The organism is Alteromonas portus, assembly GCF_005117025.1.
GTDB lineage: Bacteria > Pseudomonadota > Gammaproteobacteria > Enterobacterales > Alteromonadaceae > Alteromonas > Alteromonas portus.
The window spans coordinates 612,518-635,125 of the sequence record NZ_SWCO01000001.1 but is presented as its reverse complement, the minus strand read 5'-3'; the positions used below and the strand labels follow the sequence as shown (position 1 = coordinate 635,125).

Here is a 22,608-nt window from a genome sequence, read left to right as displayed (position 1 = left end):
ATTACCCCAATAAGATTAACGGTTGGCCACTGGTCACGGCATCGCCTTCACCAACGGTAATGTCGGTAACAGTACCAGTAAATGCAGAGCGAATTTCTGTCTCCATTTTCATGGCTTCAAGGATCATTACCACATCGCCTTCTGACACGCTGTCGCCGTTTCTCACCAACACTTTAAACACGTTACCTGCAAGCGGTGCATCAATAGATTGAGTCGAAGCCGTAGCCGAGGTCACCGCGCTACTGGTTTGGGTCTGTGCCTGAGAAACAGAACCGCTGGCAGGCGTAACGCTTGTTAGCGTACCTGAAGGCGCTACCTCTACGCGGTACACTTTTCCATCTACGTTTACATCGTAAGTTTCAGCTGTAGCTGTCTCTTGTGAGTTCGACTTTGCTTGTGCAGGTGAAGATGTATTGGGGCTTTGTGGCTCTTGCACGTTTGGTGCAGGTTCAAACGCATCAGGGTTACCACGGTTTTCGATAAACTTAAGACCTATCTGCGGGAATAAGGCATAGGTTAACACGTCATCAATTTTATCGTCTGACAGTGATAACTGCTTTTTCTCAGCAAGTTCATCAAGCTCTTTACTCAGCGCATCTAGCTCTGGAGCAATATTGTCGGCGGGCCGGCACGTCACAGGCTCAGCACCGTCAAGCACACGTGCCTGAAGTTCTTTATTTACTGGCGCGGCGGTAGCGCCGTATTCACCTTTTAGAACGCCTGCAGTTTCTTTGGTTATGCTTTTGTAACGCTCGCCAGTAAGTACGTTAAGCACTGACTGCGTGCCCACGATTTGTGAGGTTGGCGTAACAAGAGGGATAAAACCAAGATCTTCCCGTACCCGTGGAATTTCTTTTAATACTTCTTCGAATTTATCTTCAGCACCCTGCTCTTTAAGCTGGCTTTCCATGTTGGTTAGCATACCGCCTGGCACTTGCGCCAAAAGAATACGCGCATCGACACCCTTGAGACTGCCCTCGAACTTACTGTACTTCTTTCTTACTTCCCTGAAGTAACTGGCAATTTCTTCTAGTTCTGGCAGTGCAATACCCGTATCGCGCTCTGTACCTTCTACAATAGAAACCATGGTCTCTGTTGCACTATGGCCGTAAGTCATGCTCATTGAAGAAATAGCCGTGTCCAGCATATCAATACCGGCATCGATAGCCTTTTGATATGTCGCCGTGCTCAAGCCTGTAGTGGCGTGGCACTGCATGGCAATAGGGACATCAACCGTTTCTTTTAACCCCGTAATCAATGCCTCGCACTCGTACGGTTTTAAAAGCCCAGCCATATCCTTTACACAAATAGAATGAACGCCTAAGTCTTCTAACTGCTTTGCCATTTCGAGCCAAAGCTTAAGATTGTGCACAGGGCTTACTGTGTAAGAAATCGTCCCTTGCGCGTGAGCGCCACTGTCTATGGTCGCTTTTATTGCGGTTTTCAAATTTCTAATGTCATTCATGGCATCAAAAATTCTAAAAACATCTACCCCGCTTTCATGAGCACGCTCAACAAAGCGAGTAACAACATCGTCAGCATAGTGGCGGTAGCCCAAAAGGTTTTGACCACGTAACAACATTTGCTGCTTAGTATTTGGCATGGCTGCCTTTAACTTTCGAATGCGCTCCCAAGGATCTTCACCTAAATAACGAATACATGCGTCAAAGGTAGCACCGCCCCAAGACTCGACAGACCAGAAGCCTGCTTTATCTAACTTTTCTGCAATGGGAAGCATATCCTCAATACGCATACGCGTAGCAAGAAGCGACTGGTGTGCATCTCGCAGGACCAGCTCGGTAAGGGCCAGAGGCTTAGACATGATAACTCCTGATTAGGCTTTATTTTTTTGAATTTTGACGATGGGTATGAATGGCGGCAGAAATAGCGGCGACAACGCTTCCATCTATTCCTGGTTGTACCGCTTGATTATTTCGGCCTAAATTAGCTGAAGGCCCTTTTAAATTAGCGGAAGGCTCTGGTGTTTCACCGGGAAACGCTTCACAAAAACGGGCAATGAGATGAATACCCACAATAAGAAGCCCTAAGAATGAGAACACAAATACCATTCCTATAAGCATAAGAGAACCTGCTTCAATAAGCAGGCTAGCGACGGATTCTGAATTCATATTCAATCCTGTTGTTATTTTGTACCTGAATAAGTATCACGTGGTTTTTCAAAACACAACAAAGCAGCATAAAAAACCACTAAAAATTCAACAAAACCCGCAAAAATGAAACTAAATGCATTATTCTTTCATAAATTTGCAACAAAAGTATCTTTTAAAAAGTAACTCTAGCGTTGCAGATGTTAGTAACGGGCGTTTACTGTCATTGACGCTCATGCCTTAATGAAAGCCTATATTTTCTGTAAAGTCACTGTCTAACTGTTTAGCGAAGTCTTTGGCGTGCATCGCCACTAACTCAAGCTGCATATGCCGTTCATCCTCAGGAACGTAAGCAGTCACATTAACTGGATTACCCTCGCAGTCCACCGCCATAAAGGTTATGAAACAGCGATTTGCTACCGACATTGTGTCTGCTGTAGTGTCGCCGGATTTAACGACAACGTAAATATGCATGCTTGAAGCACCAGTGTGTACTAAGGATGCGGTTATTTCTACGAGTTGACCTACCTTTATTGGCTTTATAAAGCGAATGCCGTTCGCTGAAACTGTAACGCAATAGCATTTCGACCACTGTGCGGCACAAGCATAAGCGGCTTGATCAATCCATTTCATTACAATGCCGCCGTGCACATTACCACCAAAGTTCACATCGGTGGGCTCTGCTAAAAATCGGAAAGTGGTGGTTGGATGTGCCATAGCGTACCTCGCGCTTTACTGCTGTTAGACACATTAAGTTTAGCTTAATTTTTAGACAGCGCGCTTAGACGAAAGTGGAGTTAACCAAAATTAGAAGTGTAGAAATGAAAAAGCCCACCTAAAAAGGTGGGCTTATCAATATGGCGCGTGTGGAAGGATTCGAACCTCCGACCGCCTGGTTCGTAGCCAGGTACTCTATCCAGCTGAGCTACACACGCGTAAACTTTTGTACTTTTGAATATTACCTCAAAAGGTGACGCTTTAAAATAAGTGGCGCGTGTGGAAGGATTCGAACCTCCGACCGCCTGGTTCGTAGCCAGGTACTCTATCCAGCTGAGCTACACACGCGCAAAACTTGTTGTTGGCCGTCACTGCCAACGAATAATGGCGGAGAGGGAGGGATTCGAACCCTCGATACGCGTATATGCGTATGGTTCCTTAGCAGGGAACTGGTTTCAGCCACTCACCCACCTCTCCTTGACTGCGGGGTGCATTTTACGGATTCATTGGCCTGAGTCAAACCTTTTTTATAAAGAAATTGTTCACCCGCTGCCATTTTAAACGATTCGAGCAAAAAACCAGTAATTTGTTCGCAATACAAGCAATTAAATCAGATTTCATTTGTCACTATTAACCAATTTGTATTTGAAACTACACGGTCCCTTTACCTTTATTGGCACTTTTTCTTTGTTAATGCGCTCAAACTTTCAAAAATAATGTCAGTAATTTTTAAATTTTCTCGCCTCAATTCAGCTGCACTGCTGTGTATTGCTCGCTAGAGTGCTACCTACACACTAAGGCTGCTGATAAAACGCCTATTTCAGGTTTTCTGAATCGCTTATGGAAAAGGTATAGGTTAAATAGCAGGCCATGCTAAGTAAACTGTATTTAACAGCTTCCTTGATGTCTAAAACACTTTCTTGTTGATTTTATGTTTTTCAATCGCTTCAAAGTTTTTGTTAGCGGGCATTGCTAGAAAAACAAAAAAGGCCAGCAATAGCTGACCTTTTCCTATGAAGCGTATTATGCAATTATTCTGCAGAGCCTGGCTGACCGCCTTTTTCTGCTTGAATGCGCATATATATCTCTTCACGGTGCACAGAAACTTCTTTTGGTGCATTCACACCTATACGTACCTGATTCCCTTTTACGCCTAGTACGGTAACGGTCACATCGTCACCTACCATAAGCGTTTCACCAACTCGACGAGTCAAAATAAGCATTCTCTTGCTCCTGTTCCTTAATACTGAACATCATCCATTAAGATTTGCCAACCCATCGGCACGACCCGATGGAAGCGACAGTGATTCCATGTTTCTGCGTCACTTCAAAAACTCACTGTTATACACAAAAATAATTATAGCTTATCTTGTAACCAAGCGTTAACCGAATCTAGCGCTTGTCCCAAGTTTTCAGGCTGATCACCACCTGCCTGTGCCATATCAGGGCGACCGCCCCCTTTGCCACCTACTTGTGATGCGACAAAGTTAACTAGCTCGCCCGCTTTAACTTTACTAGTGAGGTTTTTAGTAACGCCAGCAATAAGATTCACTTTCGCGTCATTAGCCACACCTAATACTACGATCCCTTCGCCAATTCGGTTTTTAATGTCATCCATCATTGAACGCAATGACTTCGCTTCAACACCTTCCAAATTAGCAATAAGAACTTTAACGCCATTTATCTCTACTGCATTACTAAGCATATCAGCACCTTGCTGACTCGCCAGTTTTTGTTTCGCAGAATTGAGCGCTTTTTCTAGTTCTTTAGTCTGATTTTGTAGAGAAACTACACGATCAAGTACATTTTGGCTGTCTGTTTTCAATAAAGCAGACAATGAAGACAGTGTCGCTTGCTGTGTTTGCACAACTTCAAGTGCATGTTCGCCAGTGACCGCTTCGATACGTCGAACACCCGATGCAATACCCGCTTCACTGGTAATTTTAAACAAACCAATGTCACCAGTACGCGTAACGTGAGTACCGCCACATAACTCAACAGAGAAAGGCCCCATGGTTACCACGCGAACTTTTTCGTCGTACTTTTCACCAAACAACGCCATAGCACCTGATGCTTTGGCTTCATCCAAATCCATTAGTTCAGTTGCCAACGTGTGGTTTGCACGTATTTCTTGGTTTACCCGTCTTTCAATCTCAGCTAGCTGCTCAGCCGTTACTGCCTCGAAGTGCGAGAAGTCAAAACGCATGCGAGGCGCTTCAACCAATGAACCTTTCTGGGTTACGTGCTCACCTAGAATTTCACGCAGGGCTGCATGGAGTAAGTGCGTAGCACTGTGATTCTTTTTAATGGCTTCACGATTTGCTGCATCAATCGCTGCGGTTGCCGTATCACCTTTAGATACCGAGCCTTTAGCAATACCTTTGTGTGCAAACGCATTACCCATTTTTTGGGTGTCAGTAACAATGAATTCACCGTTTGCCACGCGAAGCACACCTTTATCACCTGCCTGACCACCGCTTTCAGCGTAGAACGGTGTGCTGTCTAACACCACAACGCCTTCTTGACCGTCTTCAAGCTTCTCAACAAACGCATTGTCGGCAATCAGTTCAACCACATTCGCCTGGCCTTCTACATCGGTGTACCCGGTAAATGAGGTTGTGTGGTCAATGGCGAGTTTACTGTTGTAGTCTGCGCCAAAGTTACTTGCCTGCTGTGCACGTGCACGCTGCGCCTGCATAGCAGCTTCAAAACCTTCTTCATCAATTTTAAGGTCGTGCTCACGCGCTACGTCATTTGTTAAGTCAGTAGGGAAACCATAGGTGTCGTAAAGCTTAAACACTACGTCACCTGGAACTGTATCGCCTTCTAGGGTTTCTAGGGTATCGTTTAGAATAGCCATACCACGGGCTAGCGTTTTGCTAAACTGCTCTTCTTCAACACGCAGTACTTTTTCAATTACCGGTAGCTGGTCTACAAGTTCTGGATACGCCTCACCCATTTCTTTAGCAAGTGATGCAACCAGTTTATAGAAGAAAATATCGTTTGCGCCAAGCTGATAGCCGTGGCGAACAGCGCGTCGGATGATACGGCGTAATACGTATCCGCGCCCTTCATTCGATGGCATAACGCCATCGCAAATTAAGAAGCTGCATGAACGAATGTGATCGGCGATAACCCGTAGCGATTTATTTTCTAAATCTTCGCTACCCACAATTGATGCTGCCGACTTAATTAAGTTTTGGAAAAGGTCGATCTCGTAGTTGCTATGCACATTCTGCAAAATAGCTGAAATGCGCTCTAGGCCCATACCGGTATCGATTGAAGGCTTAGGAAGTGGCTCCATAGTACCGTCAGCTTGTTTGTTAAACTGCATAAATACCAGGTTCCAAATTTCGATGAAACGGTCGCCGTCTTCTTCTGGTGTTCCCGGAGGACCACCCCAAATGTGCGCACCGTGATCGTAGAAAATTTCAGAACAAGGTCCACATGGACCTGTGTCACCCATAGACCAGAAGTTATCTGACGTGCTAATGCGAATAATCTTTTCCTTCGGTACACCAATTTGGTTTTCCCATATATCGAAAGCTTCGTCATCTTCAGAATAAACGGTAACTAGCAGCTTTTCTTTTGGCAAACCAATTTCTTTGGTAAGGAAATTCCACGCAAATTCTATCGCTTCTTTCTTAAAATAGTCGCCAAAACTGAAGTTGCCCAGCATTTCAAAAAAGGTATGGTGACGAGCAGTGTAACCTACGTTTTCTAGGTCATTATGCTTCCCACCTGCCCGTACACAGCGCTGTGACGATACCGCACGAGTATAGCTGCGCTTTTCTGCACCTAAGAAGCAGTCTTTAAACTGGTTCATGCCCGCGTTGGTAAAAAGAAGTGTGGGATCATCTGCCGGTACCAGTGACGAGCTCGCCACCGCTTGGTGGCCATGGCTTTTAAAATAATCGATAAACTTGTTACGTAAGTCAGCAGTTGATAATGTCATTGAAAACCTAACTTCCTTTATTCTATTCTTGAAACGTGCGATTTGCCTGTTCTGATGAGCTTTATAATCGGGGCAATTTGCGAATACGCAATACGCCAGTCCTCGCTATAACTCTCTGGATAATTAAAATGCACACAAATTTGCGCAACAATACCACGGATGACGCAATTTTGTTAAGTGTAACGGGGGGAAAGATGGGCTCAAATTCCACTTTTAGTAGTCGAAAATAGCCACTATTCATTAGACGAATCGCCAACAGTACCTATTTTCAAAGAAACTGGGGCCTTAACCCAATCGTTTGCGCCAAATCCGTTTTAGCTAGATTCGTTCGCGCTGACTGCATATTCAATATGTTCCTGGTAAAAACCGCGATACTGAAGAAACTGTTTCTGCTTCTGTCTTAACGCAAATTCGGTCTCGTAGAACTCGCCAAATTTTTTCTGTTTTACTTTTTTAGCGCTTTCAAACCAGTCCGCGTCGATTTCTCTCATCGCATGTTCAGCAGTACTTTCATCCACACCGTATTGCAGTAAGTCTAGCTTAATTGCGCGGGGCCCCTTCCCTTTTAAATACAAAGCACGCGCTCTGCTTTCGGCAAATCGATCATCGCTTTGGATATCAGCGTCTCGGAATTCCTCCAGAATAGGCATAAATGCGTCACTCGCTATTCCCTTCTGCTGTAACTTTCGCACTACCTCGCTAAAGCTATGTTCTCGTCGTGCCAGCATGCGAGTAATCGCGTCGGTAATGATTTTTCGATCGAACTCTGACATTTTTGTAAACTTACTCTTCTGTATTAAACGTAGAAACCGCGTTATTTTAGCGTTAAATACTCGTATATTGCGACTATCTGGCGTTTTACGCACTAAACCTCTACATGATGTAAACTGCATGACAGCATCTAACTATCGCATAACAATAATAGATTCGATTGAACAGTTCTCGAAAGAGCGCTGGCAACATCTCGCCAAAGAGGCTGGTCCCTTCCTTTCTTATGAATTCTTGCATGCGCTAGAACGCAGCGGCTCGTGTAGTAATGAATCGGGGTGGCAACCTTGCCATATTGCTATTGGGCAAGAACAGCAAGAGGCTGTTGGGATTGTTATTCCTGGTTATCTAAAAACCCACAGCTATGGTGAGTACGTGTTTGATCACGCATGGGCTAATGCTTATGCACAGCATGGTATCGACTACTATCCGAAATGGATATCAGCTATCCCCTTCACCCCCGTAACAGGTGCTAGACTACTTTCTGATGGGCACATTGCGCTTACTCCAGCGCTTTTAAGTGAATTGGAAAATACATTAAAAACCTATGTAGAATCCGTATTTGGTGAGACTTTATCCTCATTTCACTGGCTATTTCCAAATGAAAGCACATCCGCTCAACTTACAAATTGCAGCAAACCTAAAACCAGTGATTTAGCCAATGAGTTGTCCAGCGACCAATTTAAAACTCAGACTAGTGTGCCCAACTGCTATCTGACCCGATACGCGGTTCAATTTCAGTGGCATAATTATGGATATGGAGACTTTGATGATTTTCTTAACGCGCTCACATCCCGCAAAAGAAAAGATATCAAAAAAAGTCGACGCAAACTGAACGAGCAAGGCGTACAGTTCGTTCACCATACGGGAAGTGAAATTAGTCCAGAAACGCTACAGTTTTTCACAAAGTGTTACAAAGCAACCTATTTAAAACGAAGCGGTCACGTGGGATATTTAAATGATGCCTTCTTTGAGCAGCTTGTGGAGAGCATAAGCGATAATATGCTTATTGTGACTGCCCTAAAGAATGAAATAGCGGTAGCCAGCGCTTTGTTTTTCTACGATGAAACGGGACTGTATGGCAGATACTGGGGGGCGCTGGAAGAAATAGACGGGCTGCACTTTGCCTGTTGTTATTTTGAAGGCATTGAATTTGCCATCAAGAAAAAACTTCCTCTGTTTAACCCTGGAACCCAAGGTGAACATAAAATACTTCGTGGCTTCGAGCCCATTTATTGCCGTTCACATCACAAATTACAACATGTGTCGTTTCACACTGCTGTAGCAGACTTTTTACAGCGAGAAACGCCGCATATCGCAAGCTATTTTAATCAGGCACGGAATGCTTTACCGTTTAACAAGGAATTTGTGCCTACTTTAAAAACAACGAGTGTCACAGCACCTAACGACGACACTTATAATCACAACGAGAAAAATGATGAAATATAAACTTCTTGCCGTAGCAATTGCGGCATCTTTAGGCCTTGCAGGTTGTGGCCAGCCTGAGCAAGCAAAAGACCAAACCAGCAAAGTTGAAGCACCAGAGATGAAAGGTGAAGCAGAGCTAGGTTCTTTCGGCGTAGACTTGACCGCTCGCAACGAAGCCGTGAAGCCTGGTGACGATTTCTTCATGTACGCTAGCGGTACTTGGTACGACAACTATGAACTGCCCGCTGATAAAACTCGCTACGGCGCGTTTACGGGTCTTGCAGAGCGCAGTGAAGAGCAGGTTAAAAACATCATTGATGGGCTTATGGAGAAAACGTCTTTAAATGAAGAAGAGCAGCTTGTTCATGACTTCTTTGTTGCCTATATGGACACCGATACCATTAATGAAAAAGGTATTGAGCCAATTCAGGACGTACTTACGTCTATCGATAGTATTGAAAATAGAACTGACCTAACCAAAGCGTTTGGCAATAGCTGGTTGGTAGGTTCAAGCACACCTATTTACGGTGGAATGTGGTACAACCGCCTTGACCCGAACGAATACCAGTTAAGTGTTGGCGTAGGTGGTTTAGGCCTTCCTGATCGCGACTATTACCTGAGCGATAGCGAACGTTTTGTTAAAATTCGTGAGGCTTATGTAGCGCACATCGAGCAAATGCTTAATTTTGCAGGCGAAGAAAATGCAGCTGAAAAAGCGGCGAACATTCTTGCCCTAGAAACACAGATTGCAGACATTCAGTGGCCCCGCGAAAAGCGCCGTGACCGCGACCTTACGCTGAATCAAATTGAGCGCAGCAAACTGTCTGACGCATACCCGGGCTTTGATTGGGATACGTATTTTGCTCAAACCGGTTATAAGGTGCCTGAGCTGAATATTTCACAGCCTGACCCTGTAAAAGACGTTATTAAAATTATTAACGAAGCTGACTTAGCCGATTGGAAGTCGTACTTGAAGTATCACACTATTTCAAACAATGCGGGCTTCCTTTCTGAAGATATCTACCTAGCTAATTTTGACTTCTTTGGTCGTACACTTAGCGGCCAGCAAGAGCCACGCCCTCGCTGGAAACGCGCAGTTAGCCAGATGTCTGGCACCGAGTCACTGGGCTTTGCTATCGGTAAGATTTACGTTAACGAATACTTCCCAGAAAGTTCAAAAGAACAAATGGCGGAATTGGTTGAGAACTTACGTACAGCACTAGGCGAGCGTATTGAGAACCTAGACTGGATGAGCGAAGAAACCAAGGTTAACGCGAAAGAAAAGCTAATGGCGTTTAACCCCAAAATTGGTTACCCAGATGAATGGCAGTCTTTCGATGGCGTAACCATCAGCGACAAAGACCTAGTGGGTAATATTCGCAACTTACGCACATTCTTCCAAGACCAGTCGGTAGAACGTGAGCTAGAGAAAACGGATCGCAATCGCTGGGGTATGACACCACAGCGCGTTAACGCCTACTACAATAGCTCGTTCAATGAGATTGTATTCCCAGCGGCTATTTTACAACCGCCATTCTTTGACCCAAATGCCGATGCAGCTGTGAACTACGGTGCAATTGGTGCGGTTATTGGGCACGAGATGGGTCACGGTTTTGACGACCAAGGCTCGAAGTCAGATGCAAACGGCATTCAGCGCAACTGGTGGACCGATGCAGACCGCGCAGCATTTGAAGAAAAAGCAGATATGCTAGCCGAGCAATACAGCCAGTACGAGCCTATTGAAGGTAACTTCGTAAACGGTCGCAACAGCTTGGGTGAAAACATTGGCGACGTGGGTGGTCTAGCCATGGCTTACCATGCCTATAAACTTAGCCTTAACGGCAAGGAAGCGCCGGTAATTGACGGTCTGACAGGCGATCAACGTTTCTTCCTTGCTTGGGCACAAGTGTGGAAAGAAAAGCGCACCGAAGAAAGCATGCTGAACCAACTTCGCGCAGGTACACACGCACCAGGTCGTTATCGTGCACAAGCGCCAAGAAACCATGATGCATGGTATGAAGCGTTTGATGTGAAACCAGGTGATGCACTTTATCTTGCACCAGAAGAGCGTGTAAGAATTTGGTAACTTGTTGAGTTAATCACTTAGTGAGCACATGCTAGCATCTCGCGCCGGATAGCGACTTGTATCTGGCGCCAGTTAATACCAGTCCGCATAGCTCATGTAGCCCATTTAGAAAGTGTAGATAATTAAAAAGGGCGGTTCGATTTATTTCGAACCGCCCTTTTTTAGATTTTCTACACAGTATTCGCTCAGTGTTTTTTCTAAAGTAACAGCAAGTGTTTATGTATCTTACGGTTACTTTTTATTTTCCCTATACGTGTTTATCTTCCATATTGGGCAATTAAATCACGAACGTACTGCTTACAGCGTGCTACAGCCTCTGAAAAGTCGCCATTCCCTACGCTTCCCATTGAATAACGCAGCCAATACCCATCAATTAATGCAGCAGTAGACGCTGCGGCGTTTTTGACCTGCTCAGGCTGGAGTAGCTTGCGGTAGCTAAACGCTAAATTACGCTCTAAACGTTTGTGGTTAATACACTGCAAACGATGTAAGCCTTCGTTGTGGAGTGACAGCGCCCAGAAATTAAACCAGGTATTAGTGGCTGAGCTTGCGCCTTGTGTTTGTGAAAAGTTATTTTCGATAATGAAATCAATTCGCTCTAGCGGATCGTCAATTCGCTGTGTAATTTTGAGCGCATCGAGAAGGTGGCGCATGGTCGCTTCAATTAAGCCTTGTTTGTCGCCAAAATAGTGACTGATTATCCCTGAAGAAAGCCCAGCTTTTTTACTAATTAAGCTAATCGTTGTTCCGTGATAACCCACTTCTGCCATCACGTCTAACGTTGCTTCAATTAATTGTTTCTTACGAACTGGCTCCATTCCCACCTTGGGCATGCTACAACTCCAAACCTTAAATCTAAAAAAATAACCCGCGACAGCGCTATGCTGCCGCAGGCATGATATCACGATTAAAAGGTTAAGCGTGCGTTGACTGCAACAGCGCGAGGCGCGCCAATCCAAAATGCACCTGGGGCAATAGTAGACGCATAGTCTTCATCAAACAGGTTGTTTACTGTTAAGCGCACTTCCAGCTCTTCAACACCTGGGCCAATGTTTTCGATAAAACCGCCAATATAGAAGTCGCTAACTATATAGTCATCAACTTGTGCAGCGTTATCAATATCCAGGTAGCGACTATCAACGTATTTGGTAGACAAACCAGCAAAGTAGTTATCGCGAGCCCAGTCAAGGCTCACAACCGCCATAGTGTCAGGTGTACCAATAACCGTATTACCTTCAATGGCTACCAGGGATACCTCAGGGTTTTCAGCGTCTGCAATGGCCGCTTGGGCATCGGCAAGGGTATCGTATTGCGTACCTGAACTACCTACCGTCGCAACGTACTCAGAATCGCTTAAGGTAATCGAAGTAAACAACGAGAACTCTTCAGTTAACATGACGTCTGCTGAAATTTCAAAACCACTGGACTCTATACCGCCCACGTTTTTGTAACCACCAGCGGCCGCTTCCAGAAAGTCTATACCCTCTGAAGTTTCGTTACTGGTAAATTGAATACGGTCGTTAAACTCAATATTGTAGTAAGTCACGCTGGCGTTAAAGCCCGGTGATGCGTAGCGCAAACCCACGTCTATGTTGTCAGCAGTTTCTGGCTTTATAAAGCGAAGGTCAGTATCGTTACGTTCTAGTTGCGCATCTTTAATTGCCGCAAAGTTTTCACCGTAACCTGCAAAGACCTCTAGCCCTTCAAATGGCAATGGTGCAACAATACCCGCTGAGAATAGCGTATCTGAATCAGTATTTACCGCTAAGTTGTTGGCTGAATCAAAGTTGTCCGTTTTTTCAATATCGACATTAAATTTCTTCGCACCAGCACGAATTCGGGCAAAGCCTAGATCAAGCTCATCTTCAACATAATACATTAAGGTATCAACTGGGAAGGTTCTATCGTACTGCACCCAGTAAGGCACGTTGTCATAATCGACGCTAATAGACGAATTAGTAATTTTGTGCCAATCACGAGACTCGCCTCGCTCATAGTCTTCCCACCAAATACCAAATCGGACCGTATTATCAAAATCACCAACTTTGGTGTACCAGACTGCATCAGCATTAATACCAATACGCTCTTTATCATAATGAGTATGACGATATGAGCCCACAGGAATTGCGCCTTGCTCGTGACACCCCGGATCATACTCAGCGCCTGCGCCACCATAAGGGAAAGTCAATGAGCTTTGACATCCTTCAATAGGGCTTAGCTGATTGCCTTGTCTATCCACAAAGTAAATTTGTCCGAGCTGTTGCCCGCCGTAAACCGTATTACCGACCACAAGCTCTGAATGGCCTTCTGCGCCGTCATCAGTAACATCAACGATATATGGAGGCACCCACTCACCACGGCCTTCATTGTCGTGATAATACACGTTGGTCATAAAATCGACCTGACCAATCGTAAATTCTGCCTGTAAATAGGCGAATAAATTTTCACGTAGCGTAGACCAGCCACGGCGATATGCCTGATCTTGATAAGGCACGCCTGTCCACTCGTCGGTTAACTGATCCCAATCTGGGTTTTGTTCATATTGCGCCAGCCCATAAATGCGCTGATAGTTATCTTCGTGAGTATCGTCGTAAGACAGGTAACCCGTAAGCGACACGTCGTTAACCGTAGAGATAAACTTCATGGCTAAGTGGTCTCGGGTGTTCTCTGCTGCTTGCTGCATAAAGTCAGAGCTTTCTTGGCTCGAAAGACTTATCCACGCGTAGGTATCTTTAAAAATTTCGCCCGTTTCATAACGCACGTAATATTTTGACGCGTCAAATGAACCCGCTGTCACACTAGTAACCAGTCCTTGCTCCATAGATGGGTCTATGGTGGTGAAATTCAGTGTTCCGCCTAGCGCTTCATGTGAACGGGAAGCGATATCCGCCGTTCCTTGAGAAACTTCAACGCCTTTTACGTTTTCAGTGTCGATATAGCGATTCGCTTTTGCACCACCACCGTAATTTGAATTACCGTTGGCAATGCCGTCTACCGTCATACCAATTTGCTGTTCGTTTAAGTTAACTTGAAAGCCACGAATAACAATAGACGTTGACCAATCATCGGCCCCAAAGGTATCACCTTCGTTAATAAGTACACCCGGTAGGTTATCAACCGCAGCTAACACGCTGCTAAGATTAGCCTGTTGTTTAAACATGTCGTCACTCGTTGCATTGTTCGCGTAAGAAACGCTTCGCCCTACAACGGTGATTTCTTCTATGCGCTCTTCGTCAGTACGTTCCGCTTCTTCGGCAAGAACCGGTAAAGGTGCTGTTACCGCTGCCATAGATGATAGAGCTGCAAGTATCGCTACAGATAGTTTATTGCGTGATTTCATGTGTTTCCCAAAGTAGTTGTGTATAGTTTGCGCACCACTTTAGAAGCGAATTGTTACACTTGCGTTAAGTTTAATTGAACAATCAATTAATTTAAAAGCGATTCATTTAATAACTAACGTTCAACGGAAGCTCAGGCCAGCTTGTTGATTTAGATTGCGGTTGCGTAATTAAAGTTAATAAGTGAAAGAAACAAAAAAGCCCTCACTACGGAGGGCCAAAAGGGAAAGGTTTATCTTACCTTGATATTAGCTTACGACTGCGTTGCGGCTTGAAAGCTGGTGTTCTTGCTTTCAGTCCCGGCTACTTGCTTTTCTGCATAAAGCAAAGCGTCGTGCAACGTTTCAAAGTTAGGTATGCCTGGATGTGCTTCATTTACGCCCTCAAGCACCTTATTGACCTCGGCGTTAGCACCACAGATAACTAACTGACGACCTGCTGCTAGTGCATCTGAAGTTACCGTATCAACAGCCATAGCTGCCGATACATCCATAAGTGGAACACGCGAGAAGTCTAGAATGGTAACTTTAGAACCCGGCTTCACACGCTCACGAACGTGGTGGCCCAAATCGGCAGCCGCGCCAAAGCTTAGTGGGCCGCCAAAGCTAAAGATGGATACTTTGTCTTTAAGAGACTCCAGTAGCTCATTTTCTTTAGGGTCGTTTAGCGACTCAGGGATCTTCTTAAGCTCTTCAATTTGAAGTTGAGCAATTTGCTTAACGTAAGCTAATGCTGCGAATACCACGCCTACACCCACTGCCGTAATCAAGTCTACAAATACCGTCAGTGCTAGCACCATGATCATAAGGCCAAAGTCCCAGCGCGGTCCTTTGTGTGCACGCTTTAAGTAGCTCCAGTCAATGATGTCTAAACCAACTTTAACCAAGATACCAGCAAGAACAGCGTGAGGAATTTGCGCCGCTAGCGGGCTAAGTCCTAACACTATGGCTAGAAGCACCAGCGCATGAACCATACCTGAAATGTTATATTTACCGCCGCTACGGATGTTTACAACCGTACGCATGGTAGCGCCCGCACCAGCAATACCGCCGATAAGGCCAGCAAATGTATTACCGATACCTTGACCAATTAGCTCTTTATTACTGTCATGACGAGTACGTGTCATGTTATCAGCAACAAGTGACGTCAATAAGCTATCGATAGCCCCCAATACCGCTAAGATGAACGCTGCTTCAAGAATTAGCAGAGCCTTACTTTGCTCAAAAACAGGAAGATGTAAACTTGGTAGACCCGTTGGAATGTCGCCCAGTACAGGTACCGAAAGCGCAAGGCTTACTAGCGTACCAATTATTAGCGCAGCCAGTGCGCCTGGAACATATTTACCCAACTGTGGTGGCCATTTATAGGCAATAACCAGAGTTCCAAGACCTAGCGCCAACGTTGCAAAATCAATGTCTGCAAGTGCGGTTGGCAGATAGGACAACGCGCCAATGGTGCCGCCTGGAGGCTCGTGCCCCAATAACCTACCCAACTGCAGGATAATAATGATGGCACCAATGCCCGACATAAAGCCAGAAATAACCGGATATGGCACTAAGCGTATATACTGACCTACGCCTAAAAAGCCGAACACTATCTGAAAGATACCGGCTAATATCACGGCGGTGAAAATAAGGCTGGCGTCACCGGATAGGCTCGCAAACAAACCCGCAAGTACAACAACCATCGGCCCTGTAGGACCTGATATCTGAGCTGGTGTACCGCCGAAAAGGGCAGCGAAAAAGCCCACCGCGATAGCACCGTAAAGACCCGCCATAGGGCCTAGGCCTGACGCAACACCGAGTGCAAGCGCTAATGGCAAAGCAACGATACCGGCGGTTAAACCACCGGTAAAATCGCCTCGTAAATTTGAAAGATTAATTTTTACCATAATGTTAGACCTTATTCGCCACGCGTAAGCTGTGCTTCAGCTGCGCTTTGGTCCATGGCTTCAAATTCACCGCTTTCAGCGTTGTAGCAAAGTACATCACCTTCGCCGATGTTATAAACCCAGCCGTGCAGCTTAACTTGGCCTGTAGCGATTTTCGCAGCAACAGACGGGTGAGTGCGAAGATGCTGAATTTGTTGAACAACGTTTTCTTTCGTTACCGCTTCCAAGTCTTCTAGCGACAAGTCAGCATGCCCACAGCGTTCTTTAACAACTTCTGTCGCTACTCGGCAGTGGCCCAACCATTCTTTGACGTGTGGTAACGCGCTTAAGCCTTCTGGGTTAATGGCACCTTTCATAGCACCACAATCAGTGTGGCCACAAATAACAATGTGAGAAACACCTAGTGCCGCAACAGCAAACTCAATAGAGGCTGTCATACCGCCCGTTTGATTACTGTGAGGAGGAACAATGTTACCGGCATTACGGCATATGAAAAGCTCACCCGGATCAGTCTGAGTTACTAAGTTAGGGTCGATACGCGAGTCTGAACACGTGATGAAAAGCACCTCTGGATTTTGTCCATTTGCCAGTTTCTGAAATGTTGCTTTTTTGTTCGGGTAAACTTCCTTCTGGAACTTTGCAACACCTGAGATAACGTGATCCATATATAACTCCCATTTTTTTAATAATTGTAATGATTATGTAATTACGCCAGTTTCACCTGATAGATTAATAGTTTAATATACTAACTCGCGATAGCTAAATGCTATCACGTGTTAAACACCAACAACTATGAGTCTAGTAACAGAAGGCAACTTTCACCATGCAATTTAACGGAAAGACCCCGTCAATTAACCAAATCCGCTATTTTGTAGCCGTGGCGAAGTACCTAAGTTTCAGACAGGCTGCGGGAATTTTGGGAATTAGCCAACCAACTCTGACCAGTCAAATCAGTGCTCTGGAAAATTTATTAGGTTTAACACTATTTGAGCGCTCTCGTACCGGCACGCTTTTATCCCCTCAAGGAAAAGCGCTGCTAGATGCTGCCGAAGAAGTATTACAGGCTTCACAAAGATTCGGCGAAATAGCGCGTGATCTTTCAGAAGGTGAGATGGTTACCTTTAGATTAGGTATCCCTCCTACACTCGGGCCTTATTTGCTTCCTTTTGTACTTCCTGATTTGCATAAACGAAAGCCTGGCTTGCGTTTTTATGTACGGGAAGGTGCTCCCAATGCACTTCAGCACGGTCTACTGCGTGGTGAATATGACTTAATTCTTTCTCCTCTTTCAGGAGAAAACTCTCAATTGATCACGCAACCTCTTTTCAAAGAGCCATTAAAATTCGTTACCCCTTCAGACCACAAGTTGTCGGGAAAAGCCTTTGTGAAGCCCGAAGAAATTAGTGGTGAGAAGGTGTTAACACTGGAAGACCGACATCACTTTCATCATCAAGTGCAGCGTATTTGTGATGAGATTGGTGCAGATTTACAACGTGATTACGAAGGCACCAGCCTAGACACCTTACGTCAAATGGTAGTAATGGGCATGGGCGTCGCCTTTTTGCCTGGGCTTTATATCCATTCTGAGTTACACAAACCAGAAGCACTTCATGTGTGTGAGATTGCCGATATGCCTATAGAGCGTCAGCATTCGTTAGCGTGGAGAAACACTGCGCCTGGACGAAAGACCTTTAGAGAAATATCAATTATCATAAAAGAGATAATTGAAACTCGCCTGTCGAACGCGGTGACTATTGTCAACCCAGCCTCCAGCCCTATTCAAAAACGTTAAACTGGTTGTAATTTATTATGATTGATAGACAACACTTGCGAATAGTAAGAGCGATTGATGCCGAAGGCACTATGACCGAAGCAGCAAAATCACTTTTTCTTACCCAGTCAGCGTTGAGCCACGCAATGAAAAAACTGGAAGCACATTTTGACGTACCGCTTTGGAAAAAAGACGGCAGAAGACTTACTCTGACTCAGGCAGGTCAGAGTGTATTGGGTTTAGCCCACCGAGTGTTACCTCAATTTGAGCATACTGAAGCTCAATTGCTCAGATTTGCTGATGGTAAACAGGGCATATTACGTATTGGCATGGAGTGCTATCCCTGCTTTGAATGGTTGTTAAAAGTGGTAGCGCCTTTTTTAAAAGCCTTTCCAGATGTTGATGTAGATGTTCGCCGCGCTTTTTCTTTCGGCGGATTGCAGGCGCTTCACGGCTACGATATTGATATTTTGCTCACGCCAGATCCACTTTCACTTGATACCATTACCTACACGCCAGTGTTCGAATATGAACAAGTGTTGGTAATGGATAAACACCATCCTTTGGCAGAGAAACCATATATTGCACCACAAGATTTAAGTAATGAGACCCTTATCACCTACCCCGTAGAACTCAGTCGACTGGACGTTTTTACGCATTTCCTTACACCTGCCAATTGCACAGTGAAGCAACATAAAACGATTGAAACCACGGAGATTATCTTACAAATGGTAGCAGCGGGACGTGGTGTTACTGCGCTACCTAAATGGTTAATTGATGAATCAAAAGAAAGCGATCTCCTGACTTGTCGGTCGCTTGGTGAACAAGGCGTATCAAAAACGCTGTACTTGGGTCATAGAAAAGCGCAGGACGTATTGGGGTTTGTAGATGATTTCATTGCCCTTTCGCAAACGCACAAGCCATAGGTTTTCCAAACTTTATTTCGGAAACTTATGTCAAACTAGGGAATAAAACAACTCGCTTGCCAACAATGTTGGCAAGCGAAAACGCTCTAATTAAAGACTATCGCGCATTATGCGCGGTTAACGGTATGAATGGCGCTAAATTTTAAACTGCCCCACCAATTCTTTTAAGTCACCAGAAACGGCACTTAACTGCGTCGCTTCCACAGCTAGCTCTTCTGCATGCTGACTGGTTTTATCACTCAAACCTGTAATTGCTACAAGCGACTTATTGATGTCTTGCGCGACTTCTGTTTGCTGTTCGGTAGCAAGTGCTATATGAGTACTTTGCTCGTGAACCAAACCTATAGACTGAGTAATGTCTTTAAGTGTCTCGACCACTTTTTCCGTTTTCTCAACGCCAGATTGAGAGCGGGCCTGCCCTTCCTGCATAACACTGTTGGTTTGCTCAGACATTGCTTGCAATCGCTCTACCATTTTTCGTATATCTGTTGTCGATTCTTGTGTACGGCTTGCCAGCGAGCGAACTTCATCTGCAACAACAGCAAATCCTCGCCCCTGCTCTCCGGCTCTCGCCGCTTCAATGGCTGCGTTTAATGCCAGTAAATTAGTTTGTTCAGCTATGCTGTTAATTACATCGACTACAGCACCGATGCTATCTGACTCTTTGCTCAATCCGCCCACAACTTCAACACCCTGACTGATGGCGTCAGCCAGCGCGCGAATTTCCCTCATGGCATCTTGCACTTGCTCACTGCCGGCTTGTACTAGCTCGTCAGCTTTAGTCGCAGCGTCACTGGACTGTGCCGCATTTTTTGAAATTTCAACAACTGTGGCGGCCATTTGCGTAACCGCTGTAGACACGTTGTCGACTTGGCTGCGCTCTTGATTTATTTCTTTGCTGGTGGAGTGACTCACATCTCGAAGATGATCCGCTGCATCAGAAACAGCCTTGGTGTTAGCGGCAGTATCTTTAAGAAGCGATCTTAATTTATCGGTAAAGGTATTAAACTCTATGGCAAGCGCCCCGATCTCGTCGTTACTCTTAACTTCCAGACGTTTGGTTAAGTCGCCGTCGCCATGCGCTATTTCCGACATTGCGTTGCGCATTTCTACCAAAGGCTGAGTGACTTTAGCACTCGCAAAATAAGTAATAAGCGCAATTAATCCAATAATCACAAAGGCGACGATAATTGCCGTAGTAATTGCATTATTTATAGGGCTATCTATGATGCTTGCGGGGATAAGAATGCCCAGCGACCAATTCATTTGTGGGTTAATTAACTTAGCGTGCTCAAAAACAGCAACATAGTCTTCCCCCTTCCAGGTGACGTGCACAATACCAGATTCGTTAGTCGCGATATTACCAGCCAATTTGCCAAATCCTTCGGTGCTATCAAACACGCTGTCAAAGTTGCGAATAGAGGAGCTAAGTGGCAACGCCTTGCTCTGTTTTGGAAAGTAAACAATGTTTTGGTTTTCATCGAGTAAAAACGCCGTGCCTTGTTCTTCATAACGAATAGCATCTATGACTTTACCCACGGTGCTAATAAGAATATCGACACCGCCAACGCCTAGTAAGGTTCCATTTTTGTAAATCGGGGTTTGTACTACTGCAGATACGCTTCCATCTTGGGAATCGACAGCAGGAGGCGTTACATACAGCTTTCCTTTTTCAACGGCAGTAGTAAACCAAGGGCGCTTAGTTGCAAAGTAGCCAGCGTTAGGATTTCCAGCATCAGGGCCCGAGGTGTCGACGCCGACTCGCCCTTCCTCATAAAAATACTCACCTGTTTTGGCAGAACCAAAGAAAGCAGATTTAATAATAGGATCTTGACCGCTGATGTTCTCAAAAGTGGCATAGATATCTTTGGATTGAGCCAATTGGCTCTCGGGGGCTCCTCGCGTGTTATGGCGCGCGAAAAAATCTTGTAAAAAAGGACTGCTCAAAAATGCGCTAGCGACGCCGCCATAGGTTGCGAAGAAGCCTTCAACGTCATTTGCTTCACGCGCAACTAGGGATTTAACTTCTTTTTCAACCCGGCTTCGGGTGTTGTCTGCAACGGTATTGACTAGGAAAACGGCCGTGATAAGTAACATCAAAGCTATGCTACCACCAACGATAAGCATAAACTTCTTTTGGAGTGATATGGATTTCATTTGTACTTCTCATTGTTTACTAAACGCCACAACGTGTGAAAAGTGTATTCCAGCACTAGGGCCTGCTGACCTTTGTTGTACATTTTTGCAGCGGTCTTTGTGCCATCTAGACAAGGCAGATGTTTGACGGTTTAGTGGTTCTAAGTCGAAAACATTCAACGCAGTATAGATGGCACAAAGGCGCTGCCCGAAGGGGTCGTTATGGAAGCCTTTTACTCTTTGTCACAGCTCTTTAACTTAGCCCACTAGGCTTGCAGGACTGTTTCGCGATTAAAAGGCTTCCGTTTAGACCAAAATTCGTACATCAAAGGTCAACAGGCCCTGATAATTCGCACACATTTCAGGTTTAGTTTTATTAGTATAAAAGCGCAAGTGAGCGAGCTCGCTTGCACTTCTAATACTCTGAGATATACAGAGAAATTTTACAACCTCTGAAAGTCAATTCTACGAAAGTTTAAATACAGAGTGAATTGAACGGTTTTAAAAATTAGCTGTAAAAGCAAAGATAAGCGGTAGGCGTAGACACTTTTACGTCAAAAGATGCATCGGCAGGCACATTAAAACTGGTACCCGTTGCGAAAGATTGCCATTCGTCACTTCCCGGTAGCTTTACCACTAACTCACCTTCAACCACTTTCATCAGCTCTTTTTGAGAGGTAGAAAATGTGTATTCACCCGGCGACATTACGCCCGAGGTACAAGGGCCGTTTGCAGATTCAAACCCAATTGAGCTCACTTTGTTGTCGAAATAATGGTTTACTTTAAAGCTCATAGATACTCCTTTGATGTGAGTGCTGACTTTCTTTGCTTTAACTGTTTTTAAAGCAAAGTGCTGCAGCCTTGATACTTCTTTAGCGTTTTTGCCAAATAAGCATATGGTTATTGGCGGGCATGTCGATTATGTCTTGCAAGCTTAACTCGCCTGCCCAAGCAGTAAGCTCATTGATATCGCGGTAGCCACCATAACCACGCGCTAAAAGCGAAGTATGGAAGGCTTGGTTACTTTCAGAAGTAAACTTACCGCTGTGTGTAAAAGGGCCATACTGACAGAATATGCCCCCTTTAGGTAAGTGCAACGCTACTGATTCCATGAGTAGCTTCGCCTCTTCTTTCTGCATGATATGTGCGGTGTTTGCCGTAAAAATGCCGTCTACGTCGAGATTGGGAAAGTCATCTTGCCCAACGGTAAATGCTATGGGAGGTTTTATATTCCCCGAATTTGAATCACTCAGCCACGCGGCAATGCCTTCGTGATAGTGTGGTTGGTCGCTTGTGTGCCAAATAAGGTGGGGTAAGTGTTCAGCCAAAAATACGGCATGTTGACCTGTCCCGCTTCCTATCTCTAATACCTGTCGGCAGTTAGCAAATGTACGTTCAAGCACGCTCAAAATAGCGCGCTTGTTGTTCTCACAGGCCTGACTAAAAGGCTTTTCGATTTGCATATACCTTCCCTGCCTTACCAG

Annotated in this window: 17 protein-coding genes and 3 tRNA genes; 4 read left to right on the top strand and 16 right to left on the bottom strand. The window is 45.0% G+C overall.

Annotated elements, in window-relative coordinates:
* Position 1: 1 nt before the first annotated feature.
* From oadA to E5672_RS02555, 9 genes are all read right to left on the bottom strand, one after another.
* Entirely contained in the window at positions 2-1,822 is a 1,821-nt protein-coding gene (gene oadA / locus E5672_RS02595) for a sodium-extruding oxaloacetate decarboxylase subunit alpha (protein ID WP_136780788.1), read from the bottom strand.
* A gap of 19 nt (positions 1,823-1,841) precedes the next feature.
* Positions 1,842-2,129, bottom strand: a complete 288-nt coding sequence (locus E5672_RS02590; protein ID WP_136780787.1) for an OadG family protein — start codon at positions 2,127-2,129, stop codon at positions 1,842-1,844.
* 219 nt (positions 2,130-2,348) lie between these two features.
* Positions 2,349-2,825: an acyl-CoA thioesterase gene (locus E5672_RS02585; protein WP_136780786.1), complete on the bottom strand. Its 477-nt coding sequence runs from the start codon at positions 2,823-2,825 to the stop codon at positions 2,349-2,351.
* 141 nt (positions 2,826-2,966) lie between these two features.
* Positions 2,967-3,043: transfer RNA gene (locus E5672_RS02580), tRNA-Arg, on the bottom strand.
* 53 nt (positions 3,044-3,096) lie between these two features.
* Positions 3,097-3,173, bottom strand: a tRNA-Arg gene (locus E5672_RS02575).
* A 37-nt stretch (positions 3,174-3,210) separates the two neighbouring features.
* Positions 3,211-3,302, bottom strand: a tRNA-Ser gene (locus E5672_RS02570).
* Positions 3,303-3,856: 554 nt separating this feature from the next.
* On the bottom strand, positions 3,857-4,048 hold the full coding sequence (gene csrA / locus E5672_RS02565; RefSeq protein WP_012517705.1) for a carbon storage regulator CsrA: 192 nt from the start codon (positions 4,046-4,048) through the stop codon (positions 3,857-3,859).
* A gap of 134 nt (positions 4,049-4,182) precedes the next feature.
* Positions 4,183-6,780: an alanine--tRNA ligase gene (alaS, locus tag E5672_RS02560; RefSeq protein WP_136780785.1), complete on the bottom strand. Its 2,598-nt coding sequence runs from the start codon at positions 6,778-6,780 to the stop codon at positions 4,183-4,185.
* 314 nt (positions 6,781-7,094) lie between these two features.
* Positions 7,095-7,553 (bottom strand): regulatory protein RecX, encoded by a 459-nt coding sequence (locus E5672_RS02555; protein WP_136780784.1) that lies wholly within the window; start codon positions 7,551-7,553, stop codon positions 7,095-7,097.
* A 118-nt stretch (positions 7,554-7,671) separates the two neighbouring features.
* On the opposite strand from E5672_RS02555, the gene E5672_RS02550 reads away from it, so the two are divergent.
* Positions 7,672-8,997, top strand: coding sequence for a GNAT family N-acetyltransferase (locus E5672_RS02550; protein WP_136780783.1), 1,326 nt, complete (start codon positions 7,672-7,674; stop codon positions 8,995-8,997).
* Positions 8,987-11,062 (top strand): M13 family metallopeptidase, encoded by a 2,076-nt coding sequence (locus E5672_RS02545; RefSeq protein ID WP_136780782.1) that lies wholly within the window; start codon positions 8,987-8,989, stop codon positions 11,060-11,062. The genes E5672_RS02550 and E5672_RS02545 overlap by 11 nt, the downstream gene beginning before the upstream one ends.
* Positions 11,063-11,319: 257 nt before the next feature.
* Here E5672_RS02545 and betI read toward each other — a convergent pair whose 3' ends face one another.
* From betI to E5672_RS02525, 4 genes are all read right to left on the bottom strand, one after another.
* Complete coding sequence (betI, locus tag E5672_RS02540) at positions 11,320-11,895, bottom strand: transcriptional regulator BetI (RefSeq protein WP_276606281.1); 576 nt, start codon at positions 11,893-11,895, stop codon at positions 11,320-11,322.
* Positions 11,896-11,969: 74 nt separating this feature from the next.
* The gene (locus E5672_RS02535; RefSeq protein ID WP_136780781.1) at positions 11,970-14,402 is read right to left on the bottom strand and encodes a TonB-dependent receptor domain-containing protein; all 2,433 of its coding nucleotides are present in this window, start codon (positions 14,400-14,402) and stop codon (positions 11,970-11,972) included.
* A 251-nt stretch (positions 14,403-14,653) separates the two neighbouring features.
* The gene (locus tag E5672_RS02530; RefSeq protein ID WP_136780780.1) at positions 14,654-16,291 is read right to left on the bottom strand and encodes a SulP family inorganic anion transporter; all 1,638 of its coding nucleotides are present in this window, start codon (positions 16,289-16,291) and stop codon (positions 14,654-14,656) included.
* Positions 16,292-16,302: 11 nt separating this feature from the next.
* Positions 16,303-16,956, bottom strand: coding sequence for a carbonic anhydrase (locus E5672_RS02525; RefSeq protein WP_136780779.1), 654 nt, complete (start codon positions 16,954-16,956; stop codon positions 16,303-16,305).
* Between the two features lie 158 nt (positions 16,957-17,114).
* On the opposite strand from E5672_RS02525, the gene E5672_RS02520 reads away from it, so the two are divergent.
* Complete coding sequence (locus E5672_RS02520) at positions 17,115-18,083, top strand: hydrogen peroxide-inducible genes activator (protein ID WP_136780778.1); 969 nt, start codon at positions 17,115-17,117, stop codon at positions 18,081-18,083.
* A 17-nt stretch (positions 18,084-18,100) separates the two neighbouring features.
* Positions 18,101-18,988 (top strand): LysR family transcriptional regulator, encoded by an 888-nt coding sequence (locus E5672_RS02515; RefSeq protein ID WP_136780777.1) that lies wholly within the window; start codon positions 18,101-18,103, stop codon positions 18,986-18,988.
* 135 nt (positions 18,989-19,123) lie between these two features.
* Here the strand turns inward: E5672_RS02515 and E5672_RS02510 are convergent, their stop codons facing one another.
* From E5672_RS02510 to E5672_RS02500, 3 genes are all read right to left on the bottom strand, one after another.
* Positions 19,124-21,145, bottom strand: a complete 2,022-nt coding sequence (locus E5672_RS02510; protein ID WP_136780776.1) for a methyl-accepting chemotaxis protein — start codon at positions 21,143-21,145, stop codon at positions 19,124-19,126.
* A 487-nt stretch (positions 21,146-21,632) separates the two neighbouring features.
* The gene (gene ppnP, locus E5672_RS02505) at positions 21,633-21,917 is read right to left on the bottom strand and encodes a pyrimidine/purine nucleoside phosphorylase (RefSeq protein WP_014948660.1); all 285 of its coding nucleotides are present in this window, start codon (positions 21,915-21,917) and stop codon (positions 21,633-21,635) included.
* 79 nt (positions 21,918-21,996) lie between these two features.
* On the bottom strand, positions 21,997-22,587 hold the full coding sequence (locus tag E5672_RS02500) for a DUF938 domain-containing protein (RefSeq protein ID WP_136780775.1): 591 nt from the start codon (positions 22,585-22,587) through the stop codon (positions 21,997-21,999).
* Positions 22,588-22,608: the final 21 nt, after the last annotated feature.